The 12,368-nt window shown below is 59.5% G+C and carries 12 protein-coding genes; 4 read left to right on the plus strand and 8 right to left on the minus strand.

Going from position 1 to position 12,368, the window contains the following annotated elements; genetic code table 11:
* Positions 1–164: 164 nt before the first annotated feature.
* The 4 genes from O3A94_12530 to O3A94_12545 are packed head-to-tail and all read right to left on the minus strand — an operon-like array spanning position 165 to position 2,513.
* On the minus strand, positions 165–401 hold the full coding sequence (locus tag O3A94_12530) for a biotin attachment protein (protein MDA1357077.1): 237 nt from the start codon (positions 399–401) through the stop codon (positions 165–167).
* Positions 398–526 (minus strand): hypothetical protein, encoded by a 129-nt coding sequence (locus tag O3A94_12535; GenBank protein MDA1357078.1) that lies wholly within the window; start codon positions 524–526, stop codon positions 398–400. Before O3A94_12535 ends, O3A94_12530 begins: the two co-directional genes overlap by 4 nt.
* A 20-nt stretch (positions 527–546) precedes the next feature.
* A complete protein-coding gene (locus O3A94_12540; GenBank protein MDA1357079.1) occupies positions 547–1,530 on the minus strand; it encodes an alpha-ketoacid dehydrogenase subunit beta in 984 nt (327 codons plus the stop codon).
* Positions 1,530–2,513, minus strand: a complete 984-nt coding sequence (locus tag O3A94_12545; GenBank protein ID MDA1357080.1) for a thiamine pyrophosphate-dependent dehydrogenase E1 component subunit alpha — start codon at positions 2,511–2,513, stop codon at positions 1,530–1,532. Before O3A94_12545 ends, O3A94_12540 begins: the two co-directional genes overlap by 1 nt.
* A gap of 619 nt (positions 2,514–3,132) precedes the next feature.
* Between O3A94_12545 and O3A94_12550 the strand changes: the two genes are divergently transcribed.
* From O3A94_12550 to O3A94_12565, 4 genes are all read left to right on the plus strand, one after another.
* Complete coding sequence (locus tag O3A94_12550; protein MDA1357081.1) at positions 3,133–4,686, plus strand: AMP-binding protein; 1,554 nt, start codon at positions 3,133–3,135, stop codon at positions 4,684–4,686.
* Between the two features lie 34 nt (positions 4,687–4,720).
* Positions 4,721–5,923 carry a thiolase family protein gene (locus tag O3A94_12555; GenBank protein MDA1357082.1) on the plus strand — a complete coding sequence of 401 codons (1,203 nt, stop codon included), beginning with the start codon at positions 4,721–4,723 and terminating at the stop codon, positions 5,921–5,923.
* A gap of 13 nt (positions 5,924–5,936) precedes the next feature.
* On the plus strand, positions 5,937–6,680 hold the full coding sequence (locus tag O3A94_12560; protein MDA1357083.1) for a hypothetical protein: 744 nt from the start codon (positions 5,937–5,939) through the stop codon (positions 6,678–6,680).
* Positions 6,681–6,998: 318 nt separating this feature from the next.
* Complete coding sequence (locus tag O3A94_12565; protein MDA1357084.1) at positions 6,999–8,033, plus strand: ornithine cyclodeaminase family protein; 1,035 nt, start codon at positions 6,999–7,001, stop codon at positions 8,031–8,033.
* Positions 8,034–8,390: 357 nt separating this feature from the next.
* On the opposite strand, the gene ureG is transcribed toward O3A94_12565, so the two are convergent.
* The 4 genes from ureG to O3A94_12585 are packed head-to-tail and all read right to left on the minus strand — an operon-like array spanning position 8,391 to position 12,351.
* Positions 8,391–9,026 (minus strand): urease accessory protein UreG, encoded by a 636-nt coding sequence (ureG, locus tag O3A94_12570; GenBank protein ID MDA1357085.1) that lies wholly within the window; start codon positions 9,024–9,026, stop codon positions 8,391–8,393.
* Between the two features lie 28 nt (positions 9,027–9,054).
* On the minus strand, positions 9,055–9,930 hold the full coding sequence (locus O3A94_12575; GenBank protein MDA1357086.1) for an urease accessory protein UreD: 876 nt from the start codon (positions 9,928–9,930) through the stop codon (positions 9,055–9,057).
* An 11-nt stretch (positions 9,931–9,941) separates the two neighbouring features.
* The gene (gene ureC / locus O3A94_12580; GenBank protein ID MDA1357087.1) at positions 9,942–11,651 is read right to left on the minus strand and encodes an urease subunit alpha; all 1,710 of its coding nucleotides are present in this window, start codon (positions 11,649–11,651) and stop codon (positions 9,942–9,944) included.
* Positions 11,652–11,655: 4 nt separating this feature from the next.
* Entirely contained in the window at positions 11,656–12,351 is a 696-nt protein-coding gene (locus O3A94_12585) for an urease subunit beta (protein ID MDA1357088.1), read from the minus strand.
* Positions 12,352–12,368: the final 17 nt, after the last annotated feature.

The following is a 12,368-nucleotide window of genomic DNA, read 5'->3' on the forward strand; positions in this document are numbered from 1 at the left end:
CTGATACGCCGCTTCAATTCAAATGTTCAAACACCAGATTCGGTGATAACTCGGGACACGCTCGGCGCCCCTCTCGAAATTCCTTCGGCGGCGCGCTCGCTCCTGGTGAGCGGCGCGCCACTGAAGACACGGCCGCTCGCCTAGTTTAAGTCAGACGTCCGGCGTCAAACTTCCAGCACGGCAAGTGCTTCACCGATCTCGTAGGTCTCCCCAATCTTGCCTATGATTTCACTCAGCGTCCCGGTGGCTGGGCTTTCCAGCTCCACGGTTGCTTTGTCGGCCTCGATGACGCCGATCACCTCGCCAGCTTCGACGGCGTCTCCGACGTTCTTGTGCCATTCCATCACCATGGCGTCTTCGACGGTGAGGCCGAGGCGCGGCACCTTAACTGTGACCTTCATGTTCGACTGCTCTTGGCGGTTTTAGAGGCCTGAGGAATTCGCTTCGCGTTCAGTTTTTTCGGCTGATTGAGGGTGATATGGGCGGTGGCATCCCGCACGTCATAAAGGATGGTTTCATAGGCCATGCGGTCGACTCCAGATGCGCTCAGGCGAGGAGGGCGCGGATTTCAGCGGCAATGCGCGCCGCGTCCGGCAGATACGCTTTCTCAAGCACCGGCGCGAACGGGGTCGGCGCGAAAGGCGGCGTGATGCGGAGCGGCGGCGCTTTCAGCACGCCATGCGCTTCTTCTGAGACTCGCGCGATGATCTCGGCGCCGATACCGCAAGGCGCATGCGCCTCATGAACGATCGAGAGCCGCCCGGTGCGTTTCACCGAAGCGATGATGGTGTCGCTATCGAGCGGGCTGAGGCTCATCACGTCGATCACTTCAGCCTCGATGCCATCCTTTTCGGCCAGGTTCTCGGCAGCAGCAAGCGCCGCGCGCACCATGGTCGAGACACCGACGATGGTAATGTCGCCGCCTTCCCGGCGCACTTCGGCGCGGCCAATCGGCAAAGTGAAATCTTCGCCCTCTTCCGGCACTTCGCCGGACGAGCCGATCAAGCGCTTGGCAAACAGGCAGAGCACAGGATTGTCATCGCGGATGGCAGATTTGAGTAGGCCGAGGACATCGCGCGGCGTGCTTGGCGCCACCACCTTGAGGCCGGGCACCTGAGCGAACCAGGCGCCGAGGCTTTGCGAATGTTGCGGCCCGGCATTCACACCGCCCGAGCCGAAGGTGTAGACGGTGAGCGGCACCGTCACCTGTCCGCCCAGCATATACCGCAGCTTGGCCGCCTGGTTGACCAATGGGTCCATGCAGCAGGTGAGAAAATCCTCAAAGCCGATCTCGACGACCGGGCGCAGACCGGTCATCGCCGCGCCAACCGCCGCGGAAACAAAGCCGTTTTCGGCTATTGGTGTGTCGCGCACGCGGTTTGCGCCGAATTCCGCATAAAGGCCGCGCGTTTGAGCAAAAATACCGCCGCTTTCGCCGATATCCTCGCCCATCAAGATGGTGTTTTCATCGCGCGCCATTTCCTCGCGAAGCGCCCGGTTGAATGCCTGATAATATTTGAGCTTAGCCATCAGGCGCCTCCCGTTTGCGCATAGACGTTGGCCATCAGTCCCGCCGGCGAAGGGTCCGGATCAGGCGCCTGTTCGGCAAATAATACTGCCGCGTCGATAGCGGCTTTTTCTTCGGCATGTGCCGCTTCAAGCGCTGCTGCCGCGATGCCAAAGCCCTCCTCCAGAATGGCTTCAAAGCGCAGGATCGGATCACGCAGCTTCTCGGCCTCAGTTTCTTCCTCAGGCTTATAGACCTGCGGGTCGCCCTCGTAATGGCCGTGCCAGCGATAGGTTTTGGCCTCCACCAGCGACGGTCCCTGCCCTGCCAGGGCGCGCGCCACCGCTTCCGTCATGGTTTCAAAGACGGCCACGACATCGCCGCCATCGATGGTGACACCGGGCATGTCATAGGCCGGCGCGCGGTCGGCAACATTGGCCACCGGCACATGCGTCTCGTATGGCGACAGTTCGGCATAGCGGTTGGCTTCACAGAAAAATACTAGCGGCAGACGCCATAACGACGCCATGTTCATGGCCTCATGGGCGACGCCGGCGCCCGACGCGCCCTCGCCGAAAAATGCCACCGCCACGGCACCGGTTGCCTTTACCTGTGCGGTCAGGGCGGCGCCGACGCCAAGCGGCATTGATTGCCCGACGATGCCGTTAGCGCCCAACATACCAACCGTGACATCGGCTATATGCATGGACCCGCCTCGGCCCTTAGAATAGCCCGCCTCTTTGGCGAATAATTCCGCCATCATGCGCTTGGCATCGCCGCCCTTGGCCAAGCAATGGCCGTGGCCGCGATGTGTACTGGTGATGTAATCGCTGACCGCGAGGGTGGCGCAGACGCCGACCGCGCAGGCTTCCTGGCCGATCGAAAGATGGATAAATCCCGGCAGAACGCCTTCCTTGTATTTCGCCGACGCCGCTTCCTCAAAATATCGGATGCGGCACATGGTGCGGTGCATCGCGCGCGCCGTTTGTTCGTTTAATTTGGGCATCAAATATAGTCCCCAAGCAGCCCATTTTGCGGGCGATATAGAGTTGCGGAATTTCGTTAGTGCTTTCACCAACCTCGAGGATCTTCGCCTCGCGGTAAAAGCGGCTGGTCTTGGCGTCCTACATGAAGGCTGAGCCTCGATGCAGTTGAAAGCAATCCATCGCCGCTTTTTTTCGACATTCCGTATCGTCGCTGAACAGACGGGCGGTACAATGGCTAAGTTGGCGCGACGCTTCCATGCCTCAGGCCATGTTTGACTGTTTGGCCTGAGCAGGCAGGAAACTTGAAGGCCGCTGGCCGAATTGTCGGCGCTCCAATGCGTAAGCCAGGGATTTCCCCAGGCACCCGCGCGGGAGGACCGGTACGACCTCGGCGCGAGTAAAATCCCGGGCAAATTTTAATACTTTCTGTTGCTCTGGGGTAAGCGAAAAATCCATTAGGGCCTCAGCACACTACCAATTGAACATTTGCTAAATTTTTTATAGCAGGGAGGAAACCAGTACAATGCGTAGCGCGAGCTCAAACGAGGCGCCAGCGCACAATCTCAGGTTTGAAATAAAGCGCCAATTCTAGTACGAAATTGGAACGCTTACAGACGCGGCATTGCCCGGAGACCATTCATGCGCCTCATTGACTATTTCGAACGCGGCCTGCGCTATTACCCGACGCGCGCCTGCCTGATCGACGCCAGCGGCGAATATACCTACCGCGAAGTCAGTGAGCGCAGCCACCGCACTGCTAACGCTCTGCTTGCCGGCGGCCTCCAGGTCGAAGACACCGTTGCCATTCTCAGCCCCAACGGCGCGCCGGCCTTCGAAGCGTGGATCGGCGCTGCGCGAGCCGGCGGCGCTTGGGTCGGCCTCGCCGCCCTGGCCTCCATCGATGAAAATATCTATGTCATCAACAACCGCGATGCAGCGTGGCTGTTCTACCATTCCAGCTTTGAGAGCGAGATCGAGCGCATCAAGGCGGCGTGCCCAAAGCTGAAACATGTCATCTGCCTAGACAAATCTGGCGTGAGTCACCCGTTTTTCGGCGATTTCATTGCCGAATTTGAGGCGGAGGCGCCCGAGCTGCCGGATTGCCGCGACCAGGTGATATGCCATTTCACGTCCGGCGGCACCACTGGCCTGCCCAAAGGCGCAATGTGGTCCAACCTCATCTGGGAGGCGTGGACGGCAAATGTCTACGCCCATATGCCTGTCAAAAAACCGCCAGTGTTTCTCCTCGCCGCAGCAATGTCGCATGGCGCCGGCGCCTTCGCTTGGCCGGCGCTGGCCTTTGGCGCGACCTTGGTATGCATCCCCCGGGCCGAGCCGCTCGCCGTGCTCGAGGCAATGCATACCTACCGCGTCACGCACACCTTTCTGCCGCCGACGGTCGTGTACATGATGCTGGCCCATCCACGCGCCAAGGAATTCGATTTTTCGGCCATGGATTATCTGGTCTATGGCGGCGCGCCGATGTCGGCGGACAAAGTGAAACAGGCGATCGAATTGTTCGGGCCGTGCATGGCGCAAATTTACGGCCAGGCGGAATGTCCGTGCGTCATCGGCATCCTCTCACCGGCCGACCATTTCGAAGCACTCAGCACGCCGGGCAAAGAAAAGCGCCTGACAAGCTGCGGCCGCCCACCGGTGTTCGTAAAAGTCGAGATGATGGACGATGACGGCAATCTCGTCGCCCAAGGCGAATGGGGCGAGATCGTGGTGCGCGGCACTCTGGTCTCGCTCGGCTATTACGGCGACCCGGAGGCCAGCGAAGCCAACCGTGCCCACGGCTGGCACCATACCGGTGATATCGGCTACAAAGACGAGGACGGCTTCGTCTACATTGTCGATCGGAAAAAGGATATGATCATATCGGGCGGGCTTAATGTCTTTCCGATTGAGATCGAGCGTTTGATTTGGAGCCACCCGGCAGTGCAGGATTGCGCCGTGATCGGCGTGCCCGATGAAAAATGGGGCGAGGCCGTTAAAGCGGTGATCGAACTAAAGACGGGACATTCGGTCACGGAGGCGGAAATCATCGCGCTTTGCAAGAATGAGCTCTCAGCCTACAAGGCGCCGAAAACCGTAGAGATTTGGGATGAATTGCCGCGAAGCGGCGTTGGCAAGGTGCTCAAGCGAAGAATTCGCGAGCGATTCTGGGCCGGCCATGAGCGCAAGATATGAGCATCAACGCAGAATATGAAGTGGGGACGACAACATGCGTAAGGTGGTGATCGGCGGAACGGGTATTACACCGTTTGGAAAATTCATGGAGAGCGGCATACGCCCGCTCGCCGAGCGCGCCGTCGCGGACGCTCTGAAGGACGCCGCGGTAGAGATTAACGATGTCGACATGGTGTTCTTCGGCAACGCCGCCGGCGGTCTTTTGACCGGTCAGGAATGTGTGCGCGGCCAGGTCGCGCTTCGGAACACCGGTCTGCTTGGTAAGCCGATCATCAACGTGGAAAATGCCTGCGCTTCGTCCTCTACAGCGTTTCGCCTCGCGCATATGGCGGTTGCTTCGGGTAGCGCCGAAGTGGCACTTGCCATCGGCGCCGAAAAAATGAGCAATGAAGATCGCAGCAAACCCATCAAGGCGCTTGAAGCGGCGGCGGATTTGGAAGAACTCGAAGCGTTAAAGGCGCGCATTTCACCTGACGGCGCCGGCACCGGATCGGTTTTTATGGATCTTTACTCCAGTGTTGCACGTGACTACATGACGGCGAGCGGGGCCACAGCGGAAGATTTCGCCCGTATCTCGGTCAAGCAACGCCATGCTGGCGCGCTCAATCCTATCGCTCAGTTTCGCGCGGATGTGAACCTCGAAGACGTGCTGACGAGCCGCATGATCGCCGATCCGATCACCCTGATGATGTGCTCTTCAATCGGCGACGGTGCTGCCGCTCTGGTCGTGATGAGCGAGGCGGCAGCGGCGAAGCGGAGCATCCACTCGGTGCAAATCCTGGCCTGTGAAATCCGCTCGGGCCAGGGCGACGATCCGGAAGCGCTGCCGGTCGCCACGGCGGCATCGCGCGCCGCGTTTGAGACGGCCGGGTTGGGGCCAGAAGATTTGAACGTTGTCGAGCTGCATGACGCAGCGGCGCCGGCAGAATTGATCCTCTCGGAGCAACTTGGTTTGTGTGCGCAGGGCGAGGCCGTGTCTTTACTCCATTCTGGGCGCACCGCGCTCGGCGGCGCCATGCCGATCAATCCGAGCGGCGGCCTGATCAGCAAGGGCCACCCCATCGGCGCTACTGGTGCGGCACAATTGGTCGAATTGGCCGATCAATTGCGCGGCCGCGCCGGCTCGCGCCAGGTGCCAGGTGCGCGGATTGGCCTCGCCGAGAATGGCGGCGGCTGGATCGGCAACGACGCTGCCGCCGCCGTCGTCACCATCCTCGGCGCCACCGCACGGCATTGAGTAGGACAGCGCAATGCTCAAATTAAGTGATTTTGCCGGACGCCTGCTGCGCACCGACGCACCGGAAACTCTCGGCAAGCCGTCCCACCTGCTTGCCGAGGAAGCCATCGACGCTGGCCGTTTGGAAGAAGCCAAGCAGTTAACCCGCACCGCGCACGACGAATTCAAATCGCTGCACGATCTTTATTGCGATTGGATGTGGGACATGCTCAGCAACATTGCCAAGCGCTTCGGCGAGGCCGAGGTCTACACCATGCTGCGCGCGACCCAGGATAAATGGATGCTGCGCCGCACCTGGAAAGCGTTCCGCAACATGGCGGTCAAGACCCAGGTCGATCTCACGGCCGAAATGATGCGTGCCCATCGCTGCGGGCCAGAACAGGACGGCGAAATCTCGGTCACGGAAGACGACGAAAAATTTACCATCGTCATGGACCCGTGCGGCAGCGGCGGGCGCATGCGGCGCGGCGATACCAAGGACGGCACGCCGTCGCGCCTCGGCCCACCGTACGATTTTGGCGTTACCAAAGAAGCACACCCCTGGTCGTGGGGACGCAAGGACGTACCGTATTACTGCACCCATTGCGCGGTGAACGAAATCCTCCCCATTGAATGGGGCGGCTACCCCCTGTGGGTCACTGATTTCGACCCTGACGCGTCAAAGCCTTGCCTCTGGCGGTTTTATAAAAACCCCGAACTGATACCTGAGACATATTGGACCCGTGTCGGCAAAACTAAGCCGGACAGCTTCGACTAGGCCCCGAAAACTTTGCGGTCCTGAAATGTCAAAATCGGGAGACCCCGTCCGACAAACGTAGAATTGCAAGTTTGACAGCATTTGCCCGGCCCTACCCAGACACCTCAGCAGCGCCTTTCAGCGGCATAATTTCGAGCCTGCGCTGCGGAGCACAAGATGTGCTACGCAAAGCCCGATATGCTGATATCGCGCTAGGGCTGGAGGCGGACATGAAACTGCGTGTAAAACAGTGATCGTGACGCGCGACGTGATTGTGGGACGGGTGCAGGGTGCGAACTTTTAATAGATGGACGATCATCGAATTTCAGGAGAGAGAAAATGGCGACGACGAGCTGGCGCAACCGCAAGACACTGATCCTCAGCCGCACCGACATGATGGGCCTGGTAACACCGGCGGAATATGTCGATTGCGTGGAAATGGCGTTTCGCCGCCATGGTGAAGGGCGCTGCTATCTCGAGCCCAAAGGCCATATCGTGTTGGATAAGTATCCCGGCGAATGGGAAGTCATGCCGTCCTACATCGAAGCGCCGATAGAGGGCGTCGACGAAGCTGCCGCCTGCAAATGGGTGTCGATCCGCGAAAACAACCGCGCCAAATTCGACCTTCCTACGGTGTTTTCTATCCTCATTTATACCGATCCCGAAACCGGTTTCCCGCTCGCCATCGTCGATGGCAGCTATCACACCATGATGCGCACAGGCGCCTCGGCCGCCGCCTCGCTGCGCTGGATGGCGCGCAAGAATTCGAAGGTGCTGGCGCTGGTGGGCGCGGGCGATGTCGGCATCGGCGCGCTCCGCACCTGCGCTACCGTGTTCGATTGGGATGAAGTTCGGGTGTGGAGCCGCGGGCGCAAAACGCTGGATAATTTCATGGCGAGCGAAGAAAGCCGACATCCCGATCTCACCATCAAACCCTCGACGAATATCGAGGATGTGGTGCCGGGCGCAGACGTGGTGGTCACCATGACCACCGGCGGCAATATTGTGGTGCGCGATGAATATATCTCAGAAGGTATGCATATCGCCGCGCTCGGCTCTGATCTCGCCGGCAATCAGGAGTTGGAAAGCGCGATCGTCAAACGCGCGCGGATATTCGTCGACGACATCCGTCAATGCCGCAGCGACGGCGAAATCAATATGCCACTCGCCAACGGCGATATCACCGAGGCCGACGTGGCCGGCGAAATTGGCGAGATCATCAGCGGCAGGAAACAGGGCCGAACATCGGATGCTGAAATCACCCTGTTCGATTCGACCGGCATCGCGATCCAGGACTCGGCCACTGTGCCGCTCGAATACCAGCGCGCGGTAACCGCCGGCGTCGGCGTCGAAAAAAAGATGATCAGCACCTAGGGCGTATCGACCGGAAAATCGATTTTTGGTCCAAAGACGGCGGCGCGCATAGATTATTAAACAAATCTTGGTGCTGCCAACGAGCGGATTCCGGGCATTCTTTCTATCGTCGCTCAGCGGAGACTTGCGTGGCGATAGAGGCTTTGTCTTCAAGAGTGCGCTAGAGTCAGGCCCAAATCGAATTATGCGCCTGCCAGTGCTGGTATTATCGCGTGCTCGCCGCTATGTCCTACAATTCAGAAAATCGAAGTCAACGGCTTAAGCGCTGAAACGAGCGATCGATATCGACTGAGTTTGGATAGTCTGGATATCCTCCACCGCCGCAGCTCCTCGCCACCGCTAAGCAAGCGCGCCGGATCACTCCTGCATCAACAAATCATGGGCCAAGCGCGTGACGACGTCGTTCAATCCTTGGCCGTCGCGGCAATTGGTGAGAATTACCGGCTTGCCGCCGCGCACCTTGGCGGCGTCCGCCGCCATGGCCGCCACATTGACGCCGACATGCGGCGCCAGGTCGATCTTGTTGATGATCAACAGATCGGCTTGCACGATGCCGGGGCCCTTCTTGCGCGGTATATCGTCGCCGCCCGCCACGTCGATGACGAAAATCCAATAATCCACCAGATCGAGTGAAAATGTGGACGCAAGATTATCGCCACCACTCTCTATGATGATGAGATCAAGCGGTGCGAATTTCGCCTCAAGCAGATCCGCCGCCTCGATATTGAGCGTTGGATCTTCCCGGATGACGGTGTGCGGGCAGGCGCCAGCTTCGACGCCAACGACACGCTCGGGCGCTATTAGACCGCTTCGTTGTAAGCGCTCGGCATCCTCTTTGGTTACCAGGTCATTGGTTACGACGGCGAGCGAGGTCCCACGCGCCGCGAAAAGCGGCAGCAGTTGCTCGATCAAAGCAGTTTTACCGGCGCCCACCGGCCCGCCAATGCCGAGGCGAGCTGAAGAGGTGGCGGGAATTTCCATCGGACTGGCCATGTCGTATTCTCTCCTGATTGCCGTAATTCTATTTTGGCCGGCGTGCCGGCTCAGCGCCGCTGATTTTGCACCGCGCCGCCGTCCAGGCCGCCTTCAGCGCCGCGCGCAAGGCGTGACCATCCTCGGCCAAAATACGCGCCCAGGCGCCGCTCTCATGCGGCATCGTCGAAGCGCCAGCGTAAATACCGCCGCATTCACCGAGGGCTTCGCTGAGCGTCCTCGCGAGCTCCTCCGCCGGGCATCCGTTATGAACGGCCATCACCGTGCCATGCGCTGGATAGGCGCTGCCGGCGCCGGCAAAATGCGCTTCGTCCAAGTCACCGCTGATATCGAATCGATCCAGTGCGAGCAGAGAGCCATCGGGCCGCTCAATGCGGGTTTCGCTCGCCAGGCGCTCGAAGCGCCCTCCGGCGGAATCCGAATCATGCTGGGTGAACGCGTCGCAGACGATCACTGTGGCGGAGGGCTCGGCTATCACACGCAGTTTGGTATGAAACCGGGCGCCGGGAAAGAGAATGAGCGGATCAGGCAGATATTCGAGCAACGCCCCGTCACCGGCACGGATGATCATCTCCTGATACGCTTCGCCGCCATCCTTCATGCGATGGACGATGGTCGCAGACTGGGTCGTCACTTGCGCCTCGGCATGCGCTTCGGCCTCTAGGCTGAGCGCCAAACGCTCACCGCGATAGACGCCGCCCGAAACCGACTGCAGATAGAGCGTGAGCATGCCGGCGGGGACCGAATCGAGATAGAACGGCCGCGTGATATGAAACGGATACCCGACCCGTTGATGAGAAATATAGGTGTGACCATCCGGTGCGCGCGTGAACACGAGCTCGGCCTGCGGACCGGCACTCGCCCAAGCGAGGCCGCTTTGACCCACTGATTGCGATCCGTGCAAGGGTGGACTCCTTAGCGCATCAAGTAGTTTTGGCCGAGCGTGACATTCGCTATCGGATCACAGGCCGCCAGTTCGCCGTCGACGAACACTTCGAACGTCGATGGATCGACGCGGATATCCGGGCACGCATCATTGTGCAGCATGTCCTTCTTGCCGAGGCTGGTGAAGCTGGAAATCGGCATCATCGGTTTAGAAACACCCAACCGCCCGGCAACATCGATATCGAGAGCGCGTTGGTGGACAAAGGTTGCGCTCAGGGATTGCGGCGCCTTACCGCAGCCGCCGAACTGGGCGCGTTGCATTACCGGCTCGGTCTGAAAATAACTGCCCGCGCTGTCTCCGCTCGCGCCATGAGCGACGAAACCGCCCTTAATGACGCCGAACGGCTTGATACCAAAAAAAGCCGGCTTCCAGGTCACCAGATCGGCCATCTTGCCGACCTCAATAGACCCGACATAGCGGTCAATGCCGAAGGCGCGCGCTGCATTGATGGTGTATTTGGCGATGTAGCGTTTGATGCGCTCATTGTCCGCATCCTTGGTTTTTTCATGCGCCAAACGGCCGCGCTGGTCGCGCATCTTGCTGGCCAACTGCCAACAGCGCGAAATCACCTCGTTGACCCGCCCCATGCCCTGGCTGTCCGAGCCGAACATGGAAATCCCGCCGAGATCATGCAGCACATCCTCGGCCATCATGGTTTGCGGGCGCACTCGGCTTTCGGCGAATGCCACATCCTCAGGCAGATCGTAGCGCAGCAGATGGCACGACATGGTCATGTCGAGGCCTTCGTCGAAGCTGTTCAAGGTGTAAGGGTTGGTCGGGTTGGTGGAAGATGTCAACAAATGCGGCTCGCCGTTGCAGCGAATGATATCCGGCGCATGGCCGCCGCCGCCGCCTTCGGTGTGATACATATGCATGGTGCGCCCGGCTATGGCGGCCAGCGTATCCTCATAAAATCCCGATTCGTTCAGCGTATCGGTATGGATCATAACCGGGAAATCATACTCCTGAGAGGCGGTGAGCGCGCCGTTGATGGTCGCCGGCATGGCGCCGTAATCCTCATGTATCTTCACGCCAATGATTCCGCCGTCGAGATGTTCGGCGACCGTATCGGGATCATGCGATGAGCCGCGTCCAAAGAAACCGAAATTGATCGGCCATTTTTCCGAGGCCTCGATCATGCGATGGGTATTCCACGGACCGCCGCAATCGATGGCAAATAATGGCCCCATACTGCCGCCGATCATCGTCGTCAGGCCGGTCGAGAGGGCATTTTCGCATTGCTCGGTGGAAAGGAAATGGACGTGCACGTCGATGCCGCCCGGCGTCACGATCAGGCCGCCCGCCGGGTAATAGGTGGTGTTCGGCCCACATACCAAATTATCGCTCACGCCATCCTGGATGTTGGGATTTCCGGCCTTACCGACGCCGGCGATCTTGCCGTCGCGCACGCCGATATCGGCTTTGATGACGCCCAGTACTGGATCGATGATGGTGGCGTTTTCGATCAACATGTCGATCGCTCCGTCGGCACGCGACGTATGGGCGTCATAGGCCATGCCGTCTCGCATCACCCGCCCCGCGCCGGTCCAGCATTCCTCGCCATAGACGGTATGGTCATGCTCGATCTCGGCGATCAGCGACGTATCGCCCAATCGAATCTTGTCACCCTTGGTCGGGCCATAAAGGCTGGCATATTGTTTTCGGCTGATTGTTCCCATGATCTTAAGCCCCCTTAAAGCCGCGTTCGCGAGCACGTGTCAGCGCCGCCAGTTTGATCTCATCAGAATCGATCGAGCCTTCGGTCAAGCTGTTGAATCCGCTGACACGCCGCCGGCCACCAACCTCCACCAAATTTACTTCTAAGGCCTGGCCCGGCTCGAAGCGCACCGCCGTGCCGGAAGGAATGTCGAGGCGCATGCCGAAGCTCGCGGCGCGGTCGAAATCAATCGCCTTATTGATTTCAAAAAAATGGAAATGGCTGCCGACTTGCACCGGCCGATCGCCACTGTTGGTCGCTACAAGTGTCAGCTTGCGCCGACCGGCATTTATCTCAATGTCGCCGTCAGGTGTCATGACCTCGCCAGCTTGCAGCCGCGCCGGCTGTTCTTTGGCACCGGGGCGGATAGGTTCGTGCACGGTCACCAACTTGGTGCCATCGGGGAACATCGCCTCTACATGAATTACCGGGATCAACTCCGCCACGCCGGGCAGCACGTCATCGGTCGTCAGCAATTGAGAACCGAAGCCCATCACATCTTTCAGTGATTTGCCGAGGCGCGCGCTATACAGCAATTCGTCACAAATGTAGGCGATCGCCTCCGGATGGCTGAGCGCAATTCCGCGTTTTCTATGCTCGCGCGCGAGTTGGGCCGCCGAGAATATGATCAGGCGTTCCTGTTCGGTGGGGGTTAAATTCATCTTTCGTCTCCCGCTAC

The sequence above is a fragment of the Pseudomonadota bacterium genome, assembly GCA_027624955.1.
GTDB lineage: Bacteria > Pseudomonadota > Alphaproteobacteria > UBA828 > UBA828 > PTKB01.

What these genes read in the sequence shown, in the direction of transcription:
- O3A94_12530 (MDA1357077.1), bottom strand. Translation starts at nt 401, where the DNA reads ATGAAGGTCACAGTTAAGGTGCCGCGCCTCGGCCTCACCGTCGAAGAC.
- O3A94_12535 (MDA1357078.1), bottom strand. Translation starts at nt 526, where the DNA reads ATGGCCTATGAAACCATCCTTTATGACGTGCGGGATGCCACCGCCCAT.
- O3A94_12540 (MDA1357079.1), bottom strand. Translation starts at nt 1,530, where the DNA reads ATGGCTAAGCTCAAATATTATCAGGCATTCAACCGGGCGCTTCGCGAG.
- O3A94_12545 (MDA1357080.1), bottom strand. Translation starts at nt 2,513, where the DNA reads ATGCCCAAATTAAACGAACAAACGGCGCGCGCGATGCACCGCACCATG.
- O3A94_12550 (MDA1357081.1), top strand. Translation starts at nt 3,133, where the DNA reads ATGCGCCTCATTGACTATTTCGAACGCGGCCTGCGCTATTACCCGACG.
- O3A94_12555 (MDA1357082.1), top strand. Translation starts at nt 4,721, where the DNA reads ATGCGTAAGGTGGTGATCGGCGGAACGGGTATTACACCGTTTGGAAAA.
- O3A94_12560 (MDA1357083.1), top strand. Translation starts at nt 5,937, where the DNA reads ATGCTCAAATTAAGTGATTTTGCCGGACGCCTGCTGCGCACCGACGCA.
- O3A94_12565 (MDA1357084.1), top strand. Translation starts at nt 6,999, where the DNA reads ATGGCGACGACGAGCTGGCGCAACCGCAAGACACTGATCCTCAGCCGC.
- ureG (MDA1357085.1), bottom strand. Translation starts at nt 9,026, where the DNA reads ATGGCCAGTCCGATGGAAATTCCCGCCACCTCTTCAGCTCGCCTCGGC.
- ureC (MDA1357087.1), bottom strand. Translation starts at nt 11,651, where the DNA reads ATGGGAACAATCAGCCGAAAACAATATGCCAGCCTTTATGGCCCGACC.
- O3A94_12585 (MDA1357088.1), bottom strand. Translation starts at nt 12,351, where the DNA reads ATGAATTTAACCCCCACCGAACAGGAACGCCTGATCATATTCTCGGCG.